The organism is Streptomyces sp. R-07, assembly GCF_049913175.1.
Classification (GTDB): Bacteria; Actinomycetota; Actinomycetes; order Streptomycetales; family Streptomycetaceae; genus Streptomyces.
Genome location: NZ_CP183978.1, coordinates 7,587,082 through 7,607,431, shown reverse-complemented (window position 1 = coordinate 7,607,431; position 20,350 = coordinate 7,587,082). Strand labels below are relative to the sequence as shown.

Here is a 20,350-nt window from a genome sequence, read left to right as displayed (position 1 = left end):
ACGAGCTCGGGCCCCGCCGTCACGGCGGGGCCCGAGGGGTGATCCGGGGCGAACCCCGCGGATCAGGTGGTGCGTCGGTGCGTCGGTGCGTCAGTGCGTCAGAGGACGTTGACCCCGGTCCAGGCCGCCGCCACGGTGGCGTACTCGGGGCTGGTGGCGCCGTAGAGGTCCTTCGCCGCGTTCAGGGTCGCGGCGCGGGCGCCCTTGTAGTCCGTGGTGGAGGTCATGTAGACGGTCAGCGCCCGGTACCAGATGGCGGAGGCCTTCTGGTTGCCGATGCCGGTGACGGTGGATCCGTTGTACGTCGGGCTGTTGTAGGTGATCCCGTTGATCGTCTTGGTGCCGCTGCCCTCGCTCGCGAGGTAGAACCAGTGGTTGCCGACGCCCGAGGAGTTGTGCACGTCGAGCCGGCCGACGGACTTCGACCAGTAGTCGGCGGAGCGGCCGTCGAGGGACGGCTTGTCGAAGCGGCGCAGCCACGGCGGGGTGGACTGGTCGCTGAAGAGGTAGTCGGGGGTGTCGATCGCGTTGTTGGCGTACCACTCGACCATCGTGCCGAGGATGTCGCTGGTGGCCTCGTTCAGGCCGCCGGACTCGCCGCTGTAGCGCAGGTTGGCGGTGGCCGAGGTGACGCCGTGGGTCATCTCGTGGCCCATGGTGTCGAGGTCGACCTGCTCGGGGTCGGTGGTGCCGTCGCCGTCGCCCGTCATCATGCAGAAGCAGGCGTCCGACCACTGGGCGTTGTCCCAGTTGGTGCCGACGTGGACGAACACGGTGGCGCCGCGGCCGTCGTTCTTGATGCCGTTCCGGCCGAAGGTGCTCTTGTAGTAGTCGTACGTCTTGGCGGTGTTGGCGTGCGCGTCGACGGCGGCGGTGGAGCGGTCGGTGGAGAACTTCCTGCCGTCGCCCCAGATGTTGTCGGCGTCGGTGAACAGGGTGCCGGAGGAGCTGCTCAGGGACGAGGACGAGACGTTGTGCGCGTCCTTCGTGATGTGGCCGCGCACCGGGTCGATCAGGGCGAAGGTGCCGTTGGCCTGCAGGGTGGTGTCGAGGGAGATGTCACCGGTGTACTCGGAGTGGCCGGTGCCGGTCGCCTCGCGCTCGGTGTCGTAGTTCTCGATCGCGGCGCCGGTGTTGGCGTCGGTGACGAAGACCTCGCCGTGCGGCTGACCCTTGTCGCCCAGGCCCTGCACCGTGGTGCGCCAGGCCAGGCGGGGGGTGCCGTCGGCGGCCCACACGATCAGCTCGGGGGTGGACTTGGCGTTGCTGACCACTCCCTGCGAGCGCTTCAGGGCGCCGGCCGCGGTGCCCTTGGCGTCGGCGACGGGAGTGACGGACTTGAGCGCCACCTTGTGGGCCTTGGCGTGGGTGGATCCCTTGAGCGCGCCGTCGGCCTTCTGGTGGACGACGAAGTCGCCGCCGACGACGGGAAGACCGTGGTAGGTCCGCTCGAAGCGGACGTGCTGGGTGCCGTCGGCGTCGATCACGACGTCCTTGACCTGGAGGGCCTGGCCCGCCCCGAAGCCGAAGGTGTCGGCGTGCCGGGTCACGTTCGCCTCGGCCCGGGCTATCGCCGTGTCACGGGCGGAGGTTCCCTGCTGCGCGCCGTAGGGCTGCGAGTACGCCGGTACGGCCAGAGCGCCCGTGGTGATGACACCGGCGGCGACCATCGTGGAGAGGGCAAGAAGAGGACGGAGCATGACGGGGTGTTCCTTCGCTCGTCGTGGGGGGTGACGACGTCCTGGGACGTTGACGCGAAGTGTTCACCAGGTGACATGTTCCTGACGCGATCCCATGTGGGATACAACACCGGAGTTATATGGGGGTGGGGAACCACGGCCCGGCGGGGAAGCGCAGCCCGGCGGGGGAACCGTGGACAGGCGGGAACCTCAGCTTGGCGCAGTGAACCGCGGCCCGGCGGGGAACCGCAGCCCGGCGGGGAGAACCGCGCCCCGGCAGGTCACCTGTCCGGGCCGAGGGCGAACTCCTCGCCGCCCGCCTCCCACCAGGCCAGGTACTGCGGCCGCTGCCGCACCAGCGCCAGATACGCGGCCAACAGCCGCTCACCGACCGCGTCGGCGAGTTCGGAAGGAACCGAATCCGTGTTCCACGCCAGCTGCAGCCGCCGGTGGAACGGGACGTCCGCGAGCGGCCGCTGGACGGTGCCCTGTGCGGGGACGTCGGCGCTCGGCCACACACCGCAGACGGCACGACGGCCGGCGACGAGGATCTGCGCCACCGACAGGTCGGGCGTCACGTGCGCGATGCGCGGTGTGAACCCCGCCTGCTGACAGGTGAGGTGGAGGTAGGCGTGCACACCGCTCTCGTCCGCCTCCGGCATGACCCACTCCTCGTCCCGCAGTTCGTGCAGACCGACCTTCTCCTGACGGGCCAGCGGATGGTCCTCGGCGAGCAGGACGAAGACCGGCTCGCGCAGCAGCGTGCGCGTCACCACCGCGTCGCCGACCGGGAGGGGGAATCCGGGGAACTCGCCGAACACCGCGATGTCGCATTTCGACAGGCTCAGCGCTTTGATCAGGGTCTGCACCGAACGGCGGGCGTCTATGCCGAGCCGGCGTTCCGGGACGAGCTCGAAGAGGGCGGAGATCAGCAGCGACACCAGGGGGCCGGCGGTTCCGCCCGCCCGCAGCGGCGAGGCGGTCTCCCGGTCCGCCTCGGCGGCCGAGCGCGCGTGCTCGCGCAGCCGGTCGAAGCCGACCACGAGGTCACGTGCGCAGCGCAGGACGTACTGGCCGTTCTCGTTCGGTTTCACCCCGTCGGCGCTCCGGATGAAGAGCGGTCCGCCCAGCTCGTGTTCGATCCGCTTCAGCTGGGCGCTCGTGGCGGGTTGGGAGAGCTGCAGGCGTGCGGCGGCTTTGCGGATGCTGCCGGACTCGGCGACGGTGAGCAGGACACGGAGGTGCCGGAACTCGAGGTGCATGTACATTCCCCGCTCAGGGCGGAGGGCCCCTTGCACCCCCCGTGACCAGCAGTACCAGCTGCCCGGGGGCATGGTGACCAAGACTCTGACGGACCTGTCGGGGCGGCAACCACGGGAGGGCAAAATTTACGTGCGCACGCCACGGCTTTGCAGCGGCATCGCGCTGTGGGCCACGAGTCGATTCAGTGCAGAACCCCCAACTCGTGGTGCCTGTCGCCGGGGTCGCCGAAGAGGGCGGTGGGCCGTCGCTTCAGGTGGGGGTCGAAGGATGCGGTGAAGGTGGCGCGCTGGGCCGCGAGGGACCGCCGGAGGTCGATGGTGCCGATGAACTCGGGCGCCGCGCCGTGAGAGCCGCCGTCATGTGGCCGGCGAGTTGCGGCAGTATGCGATGAAGATCCGCGTATACGCCACGTTGGGCGTTCTTCGGACCGGCCGAACTTGCCGCCCGTCCGAGAAAGGTCCATCGCCTTGGACAGTCCGGCAGAAAGGGGCTCATCCTGGGCATCGGGATTACGGCCGCCCGCCGCGGCCTCCCCGCCGGCACCCGCGCCGAGGTCCGGGGCTCCTGCCTCTCGCGGGCCGTCGCGTCTGTGATCGGGCTCCGGACCGGCACCGGCCTGGGTCGGCCGAAAACCGCTCGTTACAGTGAGGGCATGCCTCGAACCTCTCCGTCGGTCGCCCTCGACGCCATGCTCGCCGGCAACCGGCGTTTCGTCGCCGGGACCCCGCACCACCCCAATCAGGACGCCGCGCGGCGTGCGCAGCTCGCGCCCGGGCAGGAGCCGTTCGCGGTCATCCTCGGGTGCTCCGACTCGCGGCTCGCGGCGGAGATCATCTTCGACCAGGGGCTCGGCGACCTGTTCGTCGTACGGACCGCGGGGCACGTCCTCGGGGCCGAGGTGCTGGGCAGCGTCGAGTACGCCACGAGCATCCTCGGCTGCCGACTGGTCGTCGTCCTGGGACACGACTCGTGCGGCGCCGTCGCCGCGGCCCGCGCCGCTGTGGAGGACGGGCTGCCGGCGGCCGGATTCGTCCGGGACGTGGTGGAGCGTGTGACGCCGAGCGTCCTGGCGGCCCGTGCGGCCGGTCTGACGGAGGACGGCGACATCATCGACGAGCACATAAGGCACACGGTGCAGCTGCTCATGGACCGGTCCCGCGTCCTGGCGGACCAGGTGACGACGGGCGAGGTCGCGGTCGTGGGCCTGGCCTACCAGCTGGCCGAGGGCAGCGCCCGGCTCGTGACGTCGCACGGCGTCGAGGAGGCGAAGTGAACGCCCGTACGCCACGGCACTTCGACTGCGCGGACCCGTCGGCCCGCTCGGCCGGGATCGACGCGGCGGTGACCGCTCTCGGGCAGGGGGATCTCGTCGTCCTCCCGACGGACACCGTCTACGGCATCGGCGCCGACGCCTTCGATCCGCGGGCCGTCGCCGGCCTGCTGGCCGCCAAGGGGCGGGGCCGGCACAAGCCGTCCCCGGTGCTCGTCGGCTCGAAGGACGCGCTGGACGACCTGGTCGCGGACCTGCCGAAGACGGCGGAGGACCTGATCGGGGCGTTCTGGCCGGGCGGTCTGACGCTGGTGCTCCGCCACCGGCCCTCGCTCTCCTGGGACCTGGGCGAGACCGGCGGCACGGTGGCGGTGCGGATGCCCGACCATCCCCTCGCACTCGACCTGCTCGCCGCGGCCGGTCCGATGGCCGTCTCCAGTGCGAACCTCACCGACCGGCCCTCGCCGGAGGACTGCGACGCCGCCTTCCGGATGTTGGGGGACTCCGTCTCGGTGTACCTCGACGGCGGCCGGACCTCCGGGCCGGTGTCGTCGTCGATCGTCGACCTGACGGGCGACACCCCGGTCCTCGTACGGGAGGGTGTCCTGTCCGCCGCGGAGCTGCGCACGGTCGTACCCGGTCTGCTCGCGCGCTGACCTCCCGCTCCTGGGCTCCCGTTCCTGGGCTCCCGTTCCCGGTCTCCCGCTCCTGATCTCCCCCGTCGACCTCCCACGCGAAGAAGTCCCGCCACCTTCCCGGTGAGCGGGAACCGCGCCCTGCGCCGGGGCCCCTCGCCCTGCCAGGCTCCGACCTGCTGTGTTTCCACCGCCCGCGCCCCGCCCGGGGGGCGGGGCAGCAGGGAGGACGTGACAGATCATGAGGGGCGCGCAGACCATCGCCCGGCTCGCGGACTGGGCCGCGGAGCGGTACGGGGATGAGGAGGCCCTCGTCTTCGGCGAGGAGCGCTGGACGTTCGCGGAGCTGCGCGACCGGGTCGACCGGGGGGCGCGTGCGGTGATCGCGCAGGGGGTGCGGCCGGGGGACTCGGTCGCCGTGTGGGCGCCCAACAGCGCGCGCTGGGTGGCGGCCGCCCTCGGCGCCGTCGCGGCGGGCGGGGTGCTCGTCCCGGTGAACACCCGTTACAAGGCGGCCGAGGCCGCCGACATCCTGCGCCGCTCCCGTACCCGGCTGCTGTTCACCGAGCACGACTTCCTGGGTACGGACTACCGGGCGATGCTCACGGCCTCGGGCGAGGAACTCCCGCTCCTGGAGCGGACGGTGACCCTGCATTCGGCGGACTGGGCGCGTTTCCTGTCGGAGGGGGCAGGGGTGGCCGGGGAGGACCGGCTCGCCCGCACCGCCGCCGTGCGCCCCGGCGACACCGCCGACATCCTCTTCACCTCCGGCACCACCGGCCGCCCCAAGGGCGTGCCCACCACCCACGGCCAGAACGTGCGCGTGTACGACGCCTGGGCCCGTACGGTCACCCTCCGGCGCGGCGACCGCCACCTCCTCGTCAACCCGTTCTTCCACACCTTCGGCTACAAGGCCGGCATTCTCGCCTGCCTGCTCCACGGGGCCACGATCGTCCCGGAGCAGGTCTTCGACGCCGAGGCGGTCCTCGGGCGGATGCGGGACGAGCGCATCTCCGTCCTGACCGGGGCGCCGACGGTCTTCACCTCGCTCATCCACCATCCCGAGCGCGAGGCGTACGACCTGACCTCGATGCGGATGGCGGTCACGGGGGCCGCGAACATCCCCACCGCGCTCATCGAGCAGATCAGGACGTCGCTGGGCGCGCGGAGCGTCAACACCGCGTACGGGCTGACCGAATCGACGGGTGTGGTCGCGATCTGCCCGCCGCACGAGTCCCCGGAGACCCTGGCCCGCACCTCCGGAACGGCCCTGGAGGGCACGGAGCTGCGCGTCGACGCCCCGCCCGGGGAGCCCGGCGAGATCCTCACGCGCGGCTATCACGTCATGCACGGCTACCTCGACGACCCGGAGGCCACCGCGCGGGTCGTCGACGCGGACGGCTGGCTGCACACGGGGGACGTCGGGGTGCTCGACGCGCGCGGGTTCCTGCGGATCACCGACCGGCTCAAGGACATGTTCGTCGTGGGCGGGTTCAACGTGTACCCGGCGGAGGTGGAGCAGGTGCTGCGGGGCCACCCGGCCGTCCTGGACGCGGCGGTCGTGGGCGCGCCCGACGCGCGGCTCGGGGAGGTCGGCGTCGCGTACTGCGTACCGGCGGCCGGGGCTTCCCTCGACGCGGCCGAGCTGACCGCGTACACGCGTGAGCTGCTGGCCAACTTCAAGGTCCCGCGCGCCTTCCACGCCCTCGCGGCCCTCCCGCACAACGCGGCGGGCAAGGTCGACAAGAAGGCGCTGCGGCGGTCGGCGGACAACACCCCCACCCGATGAGGAGAGTAGGAACGTGAACGACAGCAAGATCCAGTCCGTCGATGTCGTCGTCGTCGGAGCGGGCGTCACCGGTCTGTACGCCGTGCACAAGCTGCGCGGCCTCGGCCACAGCGTGCGCGGCTTCGAGCGCGGGGACGACGTGGGCGGCGTCTGGTACTGGAACCGCTATCCCGGCGCCCGCTGCGACGTGGAGTCCGTGGACTACTCGTACTCCTTCGACGAGGAACTGCAGGAGCAGTGGGACTGGAGCGAGAAGTACGCCACGCAGCCGGAGATCATCCGCTATCTGCGCCATGTCGCCGACCGCTTCGACCTGCGCCGCAGCTACGCCTTCGGCACCTCGGTGGTCTCGGCGGAGCTCGACGAGGAGACACTGCGCTGGACGGTCCGCACGGACGGCGGCGAGGTGGTGTCGGCCCGGTTCTGCGTGTTCGCCGTCGGCTGCCTGTCCAGTACACACGTACCGGACATCCCGGGGGCCGGGGAGTTCGCCGGCGCCACCCACCACACCGGCGCCTGGCCGCACGAGGGCGTGGACTTCGGCGGTCTGCGCGTCGGCGTGATCGGCACCGGCTCCTCCGGCATCCAGGCCATCCCCCTGATCGCCGAACAGGCGGCGCACCTCACCGTCTTCCAGCGCAGCGCCAACTTCAGCATCCCGGCGGGCAACAAGCCCCTGGACGAGGAGACGCGCCGTCGGCAGAAGGCCGGCTACGCCGAGCGGCGGCGCCTTTCGCGGCTCAGCGGGGGCGGCTCGCCCCACGCGGCGCACCCGTCGGCGACGTTCGCGGTGTCGCCCGAGGAGCGGCGGGCCGCGTTCGAGGAGCGGTGGGAGCTCGGCGGCGTCCTGTACTCCAAGACGTTCCCGGACCAGCTGACCGACCGCGCGGCGAACGACGCGGCGCGCGCGTTCTGGGAGGAGAAGGTCCGTGCCCTGATCGAGGACCCGGCCGCCGCCGACCTGCTGGTCCCCACCGACCACCCGATCGGCACCAAGCGGATCGTCACCGACTCGGACTACTACGAGACGTTCAACCGCGACGACGTGCGCCTCGTGAGCCTGCGGGACAACCCGATCGAACGGATCGACGCCACCGGGATCGTGCTGGCCGACGGCACCCGGGTCGAGCTGGACGCGATCGTGTTCGCGACCGGTTTCGACGCGATGACCGGCGCGATCGACCGGGTGGACATCCGCGGGCGTGGCGGCCGGAGCCTGAAGGAGGACTGGAGCGCGGGTCCGCGCACCTATCTGGGCCTGGGCGTCGACGGCTTCCCGAACCTGTTCAACCTCACCGGTGCCGGCAGCCCCTCCGTCATGGCCAACGTCGTGCTCTGCGCCGAGCAGCACGGCGACTGGCTCGCCGACTGCCTGCGGCATCTGGACGAGCACGGCTACCGCGCGATCGAGGCGAGCCGCGAGGCCGTCGAGGAGTGGGTCGCGCAGTGCCGCGACCGGGCGGCGGCCACGCTGTTCCCGGCGGCGAACTCCTGGTACCAGGGGGCGAACATCCCTGGGAAGCCACGGGTGTTCATGCCGTTCATCGGTGGCTTCGGGGTGTACGGGGAGATCATCGCGGACGTCGCGGCCTCGGGGTACAAGGGGTTCGCGCTGATACGGGGCTGACGCGGGCCCCGCGTTCAGTGAGACGTCAGAGCGCCCCGCCCCCACCGGATCGATCGGGTGGGGGCGGGGCCGCAGGCGTGTGGGACGGTCAGCGTGCGGCGAGGGCCTCGCGCAGGGCGGCGAAGGCGGTCTCGCGGGCCTCGGCCGCCGCGGGCAGGGCGCCCGCCATGGAGAGGAAGCCGTGGAACATCCCGGCGTGGTGACGGGCCTCGACCGCAACCCCCGCCGCGGCGAGCGCCTCCGCGTACGCCAGGCCGTCGTCCCGCAGGGGGTCGAAGCCGGCGGTGACGATGTGGGCCGGCGGCAGCCCGGACAGGTCGGCGCCCGCCAGCGGGGCCGCGTACGGGCTGGTGCGGTCCGCCGGGTTCGGCAGATAGCCGTCCCAGTACCAGCGCAGGTGGTCGGAGGTGAGGAAGTAGCCCTGGGCGTTCTCGCGGTGCGAGGCGCGGGAGCGGGTGGGGTCGAGCATCGGGTAGTAGAGCGCCTGGCAGGCGATCTCGGGGCCGCCCCGGTCGCGGGCGAGCAGGGTGAGGACGGTGGCGAGGTTGGCGCCCGCGCTGTCACCCGCGACGGCGATCCGGCGGCCCGGGAACGTCGCCGCGGCCCAGCGGAGGGCCCTGTAGGCGTCCTCGGGGGCGGCGGGGAAGGGGTGCTCGGGGGCGCGGCGGTAGTCGACGGAGACCACGATCGCCTCCGTGGCGCGGGCGAGGGAGCGGCAGAAGCCGTCGTGGCTGTCGAGGTCGCAGAGGACGAAGCCGCCCCCGTGACAGAACACGATCACGGGGGCGGTCTCGTCGGCACCGGGGTCGTAGACGCGTACGGGCACGCCGTCGGCGTCCTCGTCCGCGACGCGGGCGACGGGGGGCGGGGGGACGGCCGGCCGGGGGCGGGCGGCGAAGAAGGCGCGCACCTCGGCGATGTCCGTCATCTCGGTCGCCAGCGGGGGAAAACCGGCGGTGGCCAGATCGATGACGGCCTGGACCTCGGGGTCGGGTCGGTTCACGCGTCGCTCCGTTCGGGGTCGGGTCGGTTCACGCGTCCGCTGGTGTCGGGCTCCGGTCGGTTCACGCGTCCGCGCCTATCGGGCTCCGGTCGGTTCACGCGTCCGCGCCTATCGGGCTCCGGGCGGTTCACGCGTCCGCTGGTGTCGGGCTCCGGGCGGTTCACGCGTCCGTCTCCTTCGGGGTGAAGACCGGCATGCGGCCCGCCGACGCGCCGCCGTCCACGGCGAGTTCGGCGCCGGACAGGTAGGAGGAGTCGTCGGAGGCGAGGAAGGCGACCAGGCGGGCGACCTCCTCCGGCTCCCCCACTCGTCCGAGCGGTGTGCCGGGATGCTCCTTGGTGCCCAGGTGGGCGGTCATCGCCGTGGCGATGGCACCCGGGTGGACGGAGTTGACCCGGATGCCGTCCGCTCCGAGTTCCAGCGCGGCCGTTCGGGTCAGGCCGCGCAGCCCCCACTTCGCGGCGCCGTACGCGCCGTGTCCCCAGATGCCCTGGAGGCCGGCCTGCGAGGAGATGTTGACGATGGACCCGCCGCCGCTCGCCCGCATGGCCCCGGCGGCGGCGCGGACGCCGAGGAACGGGCCGATCAGGTTGACGCGGAGGATCGCCTCCAGGCGGGCCGGGTCCTCCTCGGTGATGAGCGCGGTGGAGTAGATCGCGGCGTTGTTGACGAGGACGTCGAGCCGGCCGAAGGCGTCCAGGGCGGCGGCCACGGCGGCCGCCCAGGACTGTTCGTCGGTCACGTCGTGGCGTACGAAACGGGCGGCGGAGCCGAGGGAGGCGGCCGTCGCCTCTCCCTCCGTCTGCAGGACGTCGGTGAGGACGACGTTCGCCCCGAGGGCGGCGAACAGGCGGGCCTCCGCCTCGCCCATGCCGCGTGCCGCGCCGGTGATCAGCGCGACCTTTCCTGTGAGGTCGACGGGCATCAGCGGTTCTCCTCGATCGGTCGGAGGGTCGGGCGGAGGGTCGGGCCGGTCGTCCAGCCGCCGTCGACGGCCAGTTCCGCTCCGGTGACGTACGAGGCGGCGTCCGAGAGCAGGAAGGCGACCGCGTCCGCGATCTCCCGGGGCTCCCCGACCCGGCCCATCGGTGTGTTCGGGTACTTCCCCTCTCCCCGTTCGATGCCCACATGGGCGGTCATCGGGGTGTGGATCATGCCGGGGTGGACGGAGTTGACGCGGATCCGGGCGGCTCCGAGCTCCACCGCGCCGAGCTTGGTGAGCCCGCGCACGCCCCACTTGGCCGCGCCGTAGCCGGCGGTGAGGGGCAGGCCCATGAGGCCGGCCGCGGACGAGATGTTGACGATGGAGCCGCCGCCGTTCTCCCTCATGGCCGGGATCACCGCCCGCATGCCGAGGAAGACGCCGGTGAGGTCGATGTCGAGGACGCGCCGGAACGCCTCGGCGCTCTGCTCCTCCAGGAGGTGTGAACCGCCCGAGATCCCGGCGTTGTTGACGAGGCCGTCGACCCGGCCGAACGTGGCGGCCGCGAAGTCGACGACCTCGCGCCAGTCGTCCTCGGAGGTGACGTCGTGGCGGACGAAACGCGCGTCGCCGCCGAGTTCGCCGGCCAGGGCCCGTCCCTCCTCCTCCCGTACGTCCGTGAGCACGACCCGGGCGCCGGACCCGGCGGCCACCCGGGCGGTCTCGGCGCCGATCCCCCGCGCCCCGCCGGTGACGATCACCGTCCTGCCCCGCAGATCCGTCATCGGACTCCTCACCGCGTCTCGGCGGAGCCCGTACGGGCGATGTGGTCGACCGCGAGCCAGCTGAAGGTCATGGCCGGGCCGATGGTCGCGCCGGGTCCCGGGTAGGTCTCCCCCATGACGGCGGACGACACGTTGCCGGAGGCGTACAGGCCGTCGATGGCGCTCCCGTCCTCCCGCAGCACGCGGGCCGTCGCGTCGGTGACCAGGCCGCCCTTGGTGCCGATGTCGCCCGGGTGGACGGGGATCGCGTAGTACGGTCCCTTCTCCAGGGGTGCCAGGTTCGGGTTGGGCAGCGTCGGGTCGCCGTAGTAGCGGTCGTAGACGCTGTCGCCGCGGTGGAAGTCCTCGTCGCGGCCCGCCCGGGCGAAGCCGTTGAAGCGGTCCACGGTGACGCGCAGCCGCTCCGGGGCCACGCCGGTGCGCGCCGCCAGTTCCTCGACGGTCGCGGCCTTCTTGACGAAGCCGCTCTCCAGCCACGGCTTGGGGAACGCCTGGCCCGGGAAGAGGCCCATGAAGATGTAGTGGGCCTTGGCGGTGGCGTCGAGGATCAGCCAGGACGGCACGGTGGTCGCACCGGGCCTGTCGTTGGCGTACATGGCGTCGACGAACTCGTGATACGGGGCGGCCTCGTTGGCGTAGCGTTCGCCCGCCTGGTTGACGATCACCATGCCGGGGATGCCGCGGTCGGCGACGAGGAAGAACGGCTTCCCCTCGGGAGGCACCACCGACGGCGCGCCCCACACGCGGTCCATCAGGTCGGTCGCGGCGCCGAGGGCCACGGCCGGTTCCAGGGCGTCGCCGGTCTGTCCGTCGGAGGCGGAGCTCCACGCGGTGGAGGTGGGCGCCGGGAGGTGCTTCTCGCGGAGCCGCTGGTCGTGGGAGAAGCCTCCGGAGGCGAGGACGACGCCGCCGTTCGCCCGGACGGTGAATTCCCTGCCGTCCCGGGTGACGCGGACGCCGGTGACCCGGCCGTCCTCCTCGACGAGCCCGGTCAGCGGGGCGGAGAGCCACAGTTCGGCGCCGAGGCTGTCGAGCGAGTGCCGCATGCGGGCGATCAGCGCCTCGCCGAGGGAGAGCAGTTCCTGGCCGGAGAGCCGGGCCTTGACCGCCTGGGCGCCGACCTTGACGGCGGTCCGGCGGCCGGCCCAGGTGCGTCCCACCATGTTGAGCTGCCGGAAGTCCTTGGAGGTGATGGTGAGGCCGTACGTGGGAAGCCCGGCACGGCGCATGGTGGCGCGCTGCTCGGGGCCGAGCTTCCTGAAGTCGAAGACCTGCGGTTCGACGGAGCGGCCCTGCGGGTAGCCGCCGAGCCGCTCGGGGTAGTAGTCGGAGTAGCCGGGGGTGTAGACGAACCTCACGGCCGTGCGGTCGTGGAACTCCCGTACCATCCGGGGTCCGTGGGCGACGTAGGCGTCCTTACGCTCGGCGGTGACCCGGTCGCCGACCGTGGCGTCCAGGTAGGCACGGGCCTTCTCGGGGGTGTCGCCGAGCCCGGCGGCGTCGAGGTGGAAGTTGTCCGGGACCCAGATCGCGCCGCCGGACAGGGCGGTCGAGCCGCCGTAGACGTCGGTCTTCTCCACCACGAGGGCGGTGAGTCCGCGCAGCCGGGCGGTGATGGCCGCGGCCATGCCGGCGGCGCCGGAGCCGACGACCACCACGTCGTACGTGTGGTCCCACGTGTCGTTCATCGCGTTCTCCCTGGTCGTGACAGGGCCTGTCCGACGGACGGGCCCTGGGGGGGTGTCTTGCCGGTCGGGCCGGGCTCGCGACGTCTGGCACCGCGCCCTGATCCGGCCTGATCGGCAGGACACCCCGTAGGTGGGTCGACGGCCGGGGCGGGCCGTCCCCCGCCCCGGCCGCCGGGTCATCGTGCGGTGATCCGCGCGTCGGTGAGGACCGGCGCGTCGCCGCGGTCCGCGGACGTGGCCGTCAGCCGGTAGCCGTCGGGGGTGTCCCAGACGCGCAGCCGCAGGGTCTCGCCGGGGAAGAAGACCCCGGCGAAGCGGGTGCGGCAGGCGGCGACCGCGCTCGCGTCGCCGCCGAGCAGCCGGTCGGTGACCGCCTTGACCGCCATCCCGAAGGTGCAGAGTCCGTGCAGGACGGGGCGGTCGTGGCCCGCGCGGCGGGCGGTGGCGGGGTCGGCGTGCAGCGGGTTCCAGTCCCCGGTGAGCCGGTAGAGCAGGCCCTGCTGGCGGAGCGTCGGGATCTCGGCCACCAGGTCGGGTTCCCGGTCGGGTGCGGGGAGGCGCTCGGAGGGGCCGCGGTCGCCGCCGAAGCCGCCCTCCCCGTGGACGAAGATCTGGTTGCGCTGGGTGATCAGCGGCTCGCCGTCCTCGCCGAGGAGGGTGGACTCCTGGACGATGACGGCGGCCTTGCCCTTGTCGTGCACGGCCGTGGCGCGGGTGACGGCGGTCGCCCGGGCGGCGGCGGGCAGGGGGCGGTGCACCGTGATCTCCTGGCCGCCGTGCAGCACCTTCGCCAGGTCGATGTCGACGCCCGGCAGGTCGAAGACCTGGAAGCCGACGCCGCCGGTGCCGCCCGCGACCACGCCGAAGGTGGGCAGCACCTGGAGGCCCCGCTCGTGGCCTTCGTAGACGTAGCGCAGCTCGCGCGGGTCGGTCTCGGGGGCGCCCGCGCCGAGCGCCAGGTGGTAGAGCCGTACGTCGCGCTCGTCCCACGTGACCTCGGTGCGGACCGGCGGCGCGGAGGTCGCCTTCTCGACGTCGAGGGGCATCAGAACGCGCCCACGGCGTAGCGGCTGCGGAAGAACAGCAGCGGCCGGCCGTCCTCGCCGGCGTCGAGCGCCACCACCTGCGCGGTGACCAGGTGATGGTCCCCGGCCTCGTACACGGCGTGCAGTGCGCACTCCACGTACGCCAGGGCTCCGTCGACGCGTACGGTGCCGTGCTCGCCGACGCTCCAGGGCACCCCGGCGAACTTGTCGGGGCCGCTGCGGCCGAGCGCCGCGCAGGTGGCCTGCTGGTCCTCGGCGAGGATGTTGACGCAGAAGCGGCCCGACCGCTCGATCCTCGGCCAGCTGCTGGAGTTCTTGCCGACGGCCAGCATGACCAGCGGAGGGTCGAGGGACAGCGAGGCGAAGGACTGGCAGGCGAAGCCGACGGGCTCCAGGGCGTCGGCGTCGAGCGTCGCCACCACCGTGATGCCGCTGGCGAAGCGGCCCAGGACGTCCCGGAACTCCGAGGGGGCGATCAGCCGTTCCACCGGTGTCCCCAGAAGCTGTCGGCGGTGATCTCCTTGGCGACCCAGGTGGCGGGGTCGACGACGAGGCCGTCCCAGCCGTACTCGACCTGGAAGCCGCCGGGGGCCTGGGCGTAGAAGGAGACCATGCGGTCGTTGGTGTGGCGGCCGAGGCTGGAGGCGATGGGGATGCCGGCGGCCTGCGTGCGGTCGAGGCCCCGGCCCACGTCGTCGAGGGTCTCCAGCTCCACCATGAAGTGCACGATGCCGGGGGGCAGGGCGCCGGGGTAGAGGCCGAGGCTGTGGTGGCGCCGGTTGGGGCTGAGGAAGTGCATCCAGTGGAAGTCGCGCTGTTCGGCGGCGGTCGGGACGGCCTGCGGGGGAAGCTTCATCGAGTCGCGCAGCTGGAAGCCGAGCAGGTTCTCGTAGAAGTCGAGCGCGGCCTCTATGTCCGGCACCGGGAGCACGACGTGGCCGAGGCCCAGGTCTCCGGTGACGAAGCGGTTGCCGTACGGGGTGCCGAGCGCGGTGTGGTCCTGTGCCTGGCCCCAGTAGATCTCCAGCGGGTTGCCGCCCGGGTCCGTGACGTGGATCAGGCCCTGGACGCGGCGCTCGGTGAGTTCGGCGGGGTCGGCAGCCTTGACGGCGACGCCGGCCGCCTCCAGCTCCTCGGCGGCGCGGGCGAGTTCGGCCGCGTTCGCCACCTCCCAGCCGGCGGCGAGGAGCCGGTCGCTCTCGCCGGCCTGGATGACGATGCGGTAGGCGCGGTCGTCCAGGCGCAGGCAGAGGGTGTCCTCGGTGGTGCCGGATGCCTCCACCATGCCGAGGACGTCGAGCGCGTAGCGGCGCCATTCGTCCAGGGTGGTGGTCTCCAGGCGCAGGTAGCCGAGAGCACGGATGTCCATGGTGTGCACCCCTTCTGTGGAGGGTTCAGTGGGAGAAGAAGTCGACGGCGAGGCGGTTGAACTCGTCGGCCTGCTCGGTCTGGGCCCAATGGCCGCAGTGCGGGAAGACGTGCAGCCGGGCGTCGGGGATGGTCTTGAGGGCGACAAGGGCGCCGTCGAGGGGGTTGACGCGGTCCTCGCGGCCCCAGGTGAGGAGCACCGGCTGGGTGATCCGGTGGGCCTCGCGCCAGAGCATCGTGTCCTCGGCCCAGGCCGGGTCGGCGAAGGAGGCGCCCATCCGGGCGCTGCCGAGCCGGGTGTCGGGGTCGGTGGCGGAGGCCCAGCGCTCCTCGACGAGTTCGTCGGTGACGATCGACTGGTCGTACGCCATGACACCGAGGAACGCGCGCAGTTGCTCGCGGGTGGGCCCGGGTGAGGCGTTGAACTCGAAGAGCCGCTTGATGCCCTCGGTCGGGTCGGGGGCGAAGAGGTTGACGGAGACGCCGCCGGGGCCCATGAGAAGGAGCTTGCCGACCTTGTCCGGGTGGTTCAGGGCCATGCGGACGGCGGTGCCGCCGCCCAGGGAGTTGCCGATGAAGTGCGCCCGTCGGATGCCCAGTTCGTCCATCAGGGCGGCGACGGCGTCGGCGCTGAAGCTGAAGTAGTCCTTGTCGAGCTCCGGCTTGTCCGAGCGGCCGAAGCAGGGCTGGTCGACGAGCAGCGTGCGGAAGTGCTCGGCGAGGACGGGGAGGTTGCGGCCGAAGTTGCTCCAGGCGGAGGCGCCGGGGCCGCCGCCGTGGAGCATGATCACGACGGGAGCTTCGGCCGGCGGGCCGGTGGGGGCGGCCTCGTGGTAGTGGAGGGTGAGTCCGGCCGCCTCGGCGGTGCGGGAGGTCGACTCGTAGGTGAGCTCTGCCATCGTCGGCGCCTCTCAGGCCATGGTGTCTTGGATGTCGATGCCGAGCGCGCTCTGTCCGTACATGACGAGGGCCCGCTCGGGGTCGTTGGCGGCGTGGCCCCGGCCGGTGTGGGCGTCGCGCCAGGCGCGCTGGACGAGGCCGGGGCCGGTGCGCATGGCGCTGCCGCCGGAGTTCTCCATCAGCAGGTCGACCGCGGCGACCGCGCGTTCGGTGGCGAGCACCTGGTCGCGGCGGGTGCGGGTGCGCAGCTCCATCGGGAGCTCCTCGCCGCGCTCGGCGAGGGCGTACATCTCGCCCATGTTGCGGGTCAGTTGCAGCCAGCTCGCGTCGATGTCGCTGGCGGCGCGGGCGATGCGGACCTGTGCGAAGGGGTCCTCGGCGACCTTCTGCCCGTACGAGACGCGGAACCGTGCCCGGGTGGCCTCGGCGTAGGAGTCGAAGGCGCCCTCGGCGATGCCGACGATCGGGGTGGAGATGGTGGTGGTGAACACCCCGGCGTAGGGCAGCCGGTAGAGCGGCTCGGGGTTGATCTCGTGGCCGGGCACCTGGAGGGCGGTGACGGGGCCGAAGCTCAGGGCGCGGTGCTCGGGGACGTGGACGTCCTCGACGACGACGTCGTTGCTGCCGGTGCCGCGCAGGCCGACGGTGTCCCAGACGTCGTCGATCCGGTAGTCGGTCCGGGGGATCAGGAAGGTGCGCATGTCGACCGGCTTGCCCTCGCCGTCCGTGACGAGGCAGCCGAGGAGCGCCCATCGGGCGTGGTCGCAGCCGGAGGAGAAGTGCCACCGGCCGGAGAGCCGGAAGCCGCCGTCGGCGGCGGTGGCCTTGCCGGTGGGCGCGTACGAGGAGGCGATGCGGGTCTTGGGGTCCTGCCCCCACACCTCCTGCTGGGCGCGGGGGTCGAACAGGGCGACGTGCCAGGGGTGGACGCCGACCACGGAGGCGACCCAGCCGGTCGATCCGCACGCCTTGGCGATCTCCTTGACCGCCGAGTAGAAGACCACCGGGTCGGCCGCGCGGCCGCCGAAGGCCTTCGGCTGGAGCAGCTGGAAGAAGCCGGTGTCCTCCAGTTCCTTGACGGAGGTGTCGGGCACCCGGCGCAGCGTCTCGGCCTCGGCCGCGCGGTCGCGCAGGGCGGGGGCGAGGTCACGGATCGCTGCCAGGACGTCATCGGCCATGGGGGCATCCCCTTTCGGGTCGTGGTGGGGGAATGCCAGGACCGTACGGCGTGGCGTACGGCAGTGAAATGCGCGGCTCCCACTGAGCGGGAACCCTCGTGCGGGAGGGTCCCGTCCGGTCAGAGCATGGGGTCGTGGACGTCCATGCCGAGGGCGTCCTGGGCGTAGAGGACCAGTGCCCGTTCGACGTCGTTGGCGGCCTGGCCGCGGCCCGTGTGCAGGTCGCGCCAGGCTCGCTGGAGGACGTCGTCGCCGACGCGCAACGGGCCCCGGCCGGCGTTCTCCATGAGCAGGTCCACGGCGGTGAGGGCGCGTTCGGTGGCGAGGGCCTGGTCGCGGCGGGTGCGGGCGCGCAGTTCCATGGGGATGGGGGCGCCGCCGCGCGCGAGCGCGTACAGCTCGGTCATGTTGCGGTGGAGCTGGAGCCGGGCGGCGTCGATCTCACCGGCGGCGCGGGCGATGCGTACCTGCGCGAAGGGGTCCTCGGCGGCCCCTCGGCCCTGCGGGGCCTTGAGGCGCTCGCGGGCCGCGGCGACCTGGTCCTCGTGGGCGCCCTCGGCGATGCCGACCATCGCGGTGGAGATGGCGGTGGTGAAGACGGCGGCGTACGGCAGGCGGTAGAGCGGCTCCGGGTGGACCTCCTGTCCGGGGCAGCGCAGCGTCGTCACCGGGCCGTAGCCGAGCGTCCGATGGGCGGGGACGAAGGCGTCCTCGACGACGAGGTCGTTGCTGCCGCTGCCGCGCAGGCCGACGGTGTCCCACACGTCGTCGACGCGGTAGTCGGCGCACGGCACGAGGAAGGTCAGCATGTCGACCGGCCGGCCGTCACCGTCGGTGACGAGGCCGCCGAGCAGCGCCCACCGGGCGTGGTCGCAGCCGGCGGAGAAGTGCCACCGGCCGGAGAGCCGGAAGCCGCCGTCGACGGGGGTGACCTCCCCGGTGGGGGCGTGCGAGGAGCAGATCCGGGTGGATCCGTCCGCGCCCCAGACCTCCTCCTGCGCTTGCGGGTCGAACTGGGCCACGTACCAGGGGTGGACGCCGAGGACCGCCGCCGCCCAGCCAGTCGAGCCGCACGCCTTGGCGATCTCGTGCACGGCGGCGTAGAAGACGGCCGGGTCGGCGGCGAGTCCGCCGTACGTCCGGGGCCGGAGCAGCCGGAAGAAGCCGGCGTCCTCCAGCTCCTCGACGGAGCAGTCGGGCACCCGGCGCAGCGCCTCCGCCTCGGCGGCGCGCTCGCGCAGGGCGGGGGCGAGGGCGCGGACCGCCGCGAGCACGTCGTCGTCGCGCATGCGCGTCCCTCCCGGTCTTCGGTCTCGGCGAGTCGTGACGACAGGGAACCTACGCGTTACTGTTCCGAGACGGAACTCCCTCTTCCCAGCGCCTGTCATCCTCTGGCAATCTCCACGCAATACCGGAGATTACGGACCCTGCCTGGAGCTCGTCGGCTGTGCTGTCCGTGTGGGAGGTGCCGATGACGACCAGTGCTGTCGAGGCTGTCGAGGCCGGGATGCCGCCTCTGTCCCTGCTGGAGAAGGCGGCGAAGGTGCTGAGCGCCTTCGAGAGCGCGGGGCCCCGGCTCACCCTCACCGAGGTCGTGCAGCGCTCGGGCATCCGCCGCTCCTCCGCGCACCGCATCCTCGACCAGCTGGTGCAGCTGCGCTGGCTGGAGCGCGAGGGCCGCGACTACCGCCTCGGCATGGGCATGCTGGAGCTCGGCGCCATGGCCTCGCACCACAACCGGCTGCGCCGGGCGGCGCTGCCCCACCTGCACGCGCTGCACGAGTCCACCGGCCATCTGGTGCACCTCACCGTCCTCGACGGCTCCGAGGTGGTCTATCTGGAGCGGATCGGCGGGTCGGACGACTCGGTCGTGCCGTCGCGCATGGGCGGGCGGCAGCCGGCGTACTGCACGGCGTCGGGCAAGGCGATCCTGGCCTTCGGCGACGACGCGCCGGTGGAGGAGGTCATACGGGACGGGCTGCGGCCGCGTACCCCGCGCACGATCACCCGCCCCGAGTCCTTCCGCCGCGAGCTGGCCATGACGCGCGAGCGTGGTGTGGCCTTCGACCACGAGGAGGGGTACCGGGGGGTCTTCTGCGTGGCCGCTCCGCTGCGCGGCGCGGGCCGGGCCATCGCCGCGATCTCGGTGAGCGGCCACGGCGTCCACCGGGAGATGGAACGGCTCGCCCCGGCCGTGCGCGGCTGCGCGCGATCGGTGTGGCAGTCGATGTTCGGGCCGGGGCGGCAGCCGGAGAAGCGGGCCCAGCCGGTCGGCGCGATGACGTCCACGGGCCTTCCGCAGCCCTCGATGGACAACATGATGGCCTGGCTGCGGTTCAGCGACTGGATGTGACGACGCCGTCCCCGGAGTCCGTAGGGGCTCCGGGGACGGCGGGCTTGCCGTGACTACCAGACGCTGTCGCCGCGCAGGACCGCGTCGGCGCCGCCGTCGGCGAAGACCACCTGCCCGGTCACGAGGGTGTTCTCGGGCGAGGTCAGCCACGCGATCAGCGGGGCGACCTGCTCGGGACGGGCGTGGCCGTGCAGGGGCATCGGCACGCTCCGCTCGACGAGCCCCAGCATCTCCGGGTCGTCGAGCAGCGGCCGGGTCAGGGGCGTGAGGACCACGCCCGGGGCCACGGCGTTGAGCGGGACGCCCGCGCCGGCCCACCCGTCGGTGGGGGCGGCGCGGCGGACCCAGCGGGAGATCGCCGCCTTCGACGAGGAGTAGACGAGGTGCCCCTCGCCGCGGTCGACGGCCGCCCGTGAGGCGGCCACCGCCGCCGTCTCGTCCCCGGCGAGCGCCGCGTCCACGATCGCGGGGTCGGTCGGGTGGACGGAGTCGATGGATCCGACGACCACGGCCCGCGGATCGGTCCCGGCCGCGAGCAGCGGACGCAGACCGTCGAGGGTGGCCGCGGCACCGAAGTGGTTGACCTTGACCGTGAGCGGGTCGAGGTGGGCGACGCCCGCGCAGGAGACGACGGCGTCGAGACGGCCGCCGGTCAACTCGCGGGCCCGGTCGACGAGTTCGGCCCGATCCTCGGGCGTGGACAGGTCGGCACGGATGTCGCCCTCCGCGAGGTCGGCGGCGATGACGGTGTGGCCCTGCTGCCGCAGGAGGGCGGCGGTGGCCTTGCCGATGCCGGAGGCGGCTCCGGTGACCAGGCAGGTTCGGGACATGGCGGTCTCCTCGT

At 72.7% G+C, this 20,350-nt stretch carries 18 protein-coding genes; 5 read left to right on the top strand and 13 right to left on the bottom strand.

Going from position 1 to position 20,350, the window contains the following annotated elements; translation table 11 throughout:
• Positions 1-98: 98 nt before the first annotated feature.
• A complete protein-coding gene (locus ACN9M0_RS34700) occupies positions 99-1,700 on the bottom strand; it encodes a M4 family metallopeptidase (RefSeq protein WP_366041503.1) in 1,602 nt (533 codons plus the stop codon).
• A 260-nt stretch (positions 1,701-1,960) separates the two neighbouring features.
• Positions 1,961-2,941, bottom strand: a complete 981-nt coding sequence (locus ACN9M0_RS34695) for a LysR family transcriptional regulator (RefSeq protein ID WP_366041504.1) — start codon at positions 2,939-2,941, stop codon at positions 1,961-1,963.
• A gap of 653 nt (positions 2,942-3,594) precedes the next feature.
• On the opposite strand from ACN9M0_RS34695, the gene ACN9M0_RS34690 reads away from it, so the two are divergent.
• The 4 genes from ACN9M0_RS34690 (at position 3,595) to ACN9M0_RS34675 (ending at position 8,263) form a co-directional block, all read left to right on the top strand.
• Positions 3,595-4,215, top strand: coding sequence for a carbonic anhydrase (locus ACN9M0_RS34690; protein ID WP_366041505.1), 621 nt, complete (start codon positions 3,595-3,597; stop codon positions 4,213-4,215).
• Positions 4,212-4,868: an L-threonylcarbamoyladenylate synthase gene (locus ACN9M0_RS34685; protein WP_399697205.1), complete on the top strand. Its 657-nt coding sequence runs from the start codon at positions 4,212-4,214 to the stop codon at positions 4,866-4,868. The genes ACN9M0_RS34690 and ACN9M0_RS34685 overlap by 4 nt, the downstream gene beginning before the upstream one ends.
• A gap of 220 nt (positions 4,869-5,088) precedes the next feature.
• A complete protein-coding gene (locus tag ACN9M0_RS34680; RefSeq protein ID WP_426404852.1) occupies positions 5,089-6,636 on the top strand; it encodes a FadD3 family acyl-CoA ligase in 1,548 nt (515 codons plus the stop codon).
• A 13-nt stretch (positions 6,637-6,649) separates the two neighbouring features.
• Positions 6,650-8,263 (top strand): flavin-containing monooxygenase, encoded by a 1,614-nt coding sequence (locus ACN9M0_RS34675; RefSeq protein WP_366041508.1) that lies wholly within the window; start codon positions 6,650-6,652, stop codon positions 8,261-8,263.
• 88 nt (positions 8,264-8,351) lie between these two features.
• Here the strand turns inward: ACN9M0_RS34675 and ACN9M0_RS34670 are convergent, their stop codons facing one another.
• The 10 genes from ACN9M0_RS34670 to hsaA (ACN9M0_RS34625) form a co-directional block, all read right to left on the bottom strand.
• Positions 8,352-9,266, bottom strand: coding sequence for an alpha/beta hydrolase (locus ACN9M0_RS34670; RefSeq protein ID WP_426404851.1), 915 nt, complete (start codon positions 9,264-9,266; stop codon positions 8,352-8,354).
• A 160-nt stretch (positions 9,267-9,426) separates the two neighbouring features.
• Positions 9,427-10,191, bottom strand: coding sequence for a glucose 1-dehydrogenase (locus tag ACN9M0_RS34665; RefSeq protein WP_426404850.1), 765 nt, complete (start codon positions 10,189-10,191; stop codon positions 9,427-9,429).
• Positions 10,191-10,973 (bottom strand): glucose 1-dehydrogenase, encoded by a 783-nt coding sequence (locus tag ACN9M0_RS34660; protein WP_426404849.1) that lies wholly within the window; start codon positions 10,971-10,973, stop codon positions 10,191-10,193. The genes ACN9M0_RS34665 and ACN9M0_RS34660 overlap by 1 nt, the downstream gene beginning before the upstream one ends.
• An 8-nt stretch (positions 10,974-10,981) precedes the next feature.
• Positions 10,982-12,661 carry an FAD-dependent oxidoreductase gene (locus tag ACN9M0_RS34655; RefSeq protein ID WP_426404848.1) on the bottom strand — a complete coding sequence of 560 codons (1,680 nt, stop codon included), beginning with the start codon at positions 12,659-12,661 and terminating at the stop codon, positions 10,982-10,984.
• A gap of 176 nt (positions 12,662-12,837) precedes the next feature.
• The gene (locus ACN9M0_RS34650; RefSeq protein WP_399697214.1) at positions 12,838-13,707 is read right to left on the bottom strand and encodes a MaoC/PaaZ C-terminal domain-containing protein; all 870 of its coding nucleotides are present in this window, start codon (positions 13,705-13,707) and stop codon (positions 12,838-12,840) included.
• Positions 13,707-14,195 (bottom strand): flavin reductase family protein, encoded by a 489-nt coding sequence (locus tag ACN9M0_RS34645; protein WP_366042680.1) that lies wholly within the window; start codon positions 14,193-14,195, stop codon positions 13,707-13,709. The genes ACN9M0_RS34650 and ACN9M0_RS34645 overlap by 1 nt, the downstream gene beginning before the upstream one ends.
• On the bottom strand, positions 14,183-15,076 hold the full coding sequence (locus tag ACN9M0_RS34640) for a VOC family protein (RefSeq protein WP_426404847.1): 894 nt from the start codon (positions 15,074-15,076) through the stop codon (positions 14,183-14,185). Before ACN9M0_RS34640 ends, ACN9M0_RS34645 begins: the two co-directional genes overlap by 13 nt.
• 25 nt (positions 15,077-15,101) lie before the next feature.
• Positions 15,102-15,974 carry a 4,5:9,10-diseco-3-hydroxy-5,9,17-trioxoandrosta-1(10),2-diene-4-oate hydrolase gene (gene hsaD, locus ACN9M0_RS34635; RefSeq protein WP_426404846.1) on the bottom strand — a complete coding sequence of 291 codons (873 nt, stop codon included), beginning with the start codon at positions 15,972-15,974 and terminating at the stop codon, positions 15,102-15,104.
• 12 nt (positions 15,975-15,986) lie between these two features.
• The gene (gene hsaA, locus ACN9M0_RS34630; protein ID WP_426404845.1) at positions 15,987-17,153 is read right to left on the bottom strand and encodes a 3-hydroxy-9,10-secoandrosta-1,3,5(10)-triene-9,17-dione monooxygenase oxygenase subunit; all 1,167 of its coding nucleotides are present in this window, start codon (positions 17,151-17,153) and stop codon (positions 15,987-15,989) included.
• Positions 17,154-17,272: 119 nt separating this feature from the next.
• The gene (gene hsaA, locus ACN9M0_RS34625) at positions 17,273-18,442 is read right to left on the bottom strand and encodes a 3-hydroxy-9,10-secoandrosta-1,3,5(10)-triene-9,17-dione monooxygenase oxygenase subunit (RefSeq protein ID WP_426404844.1); all 1,170 of its coding nucleotides are present in this window, start codon (positions 18,440-18,442) and stop codon (positions 17,273-17,275) included.
• A 182-nt stretch (positions 18,443-18,624) separates the two neighbouring features.
• Here hsaA (ACN9M0_RS34625) and ACN9M0_RS34620 point away from each other — a divergent pair, with 182 nt between their 5' ends.
• Positions 18,625-19,506 (top strand): IclR family transcriptional regulator, encoded by an 882-nt coding sequence (locus tag ACN9M0_RS34620; protein ID WP_426404843.1) that lies wholly within the window; start codon positions 18,625-18,627, stop codon positions 19,504-19,506.
• Positions 19,507-19,559: 53 nt separating this feature from the next.
• On the opposite strand, the gene ACN9M0_RS34615 is transcribed toward ACN9M0_RS34620, so the two are convergent.
• Entirely contained in the window at positions 19,560-20,336 is a 777-nt protein-coding gene (locus ACN9M0_RS34615) for an SDR family oxidoreductase (RefSeq protein WP_426404842.1), read from the bottom strand.
• Between the last annotated feature and the right edge of the window lie 14 nt (positions 20,337-20,350).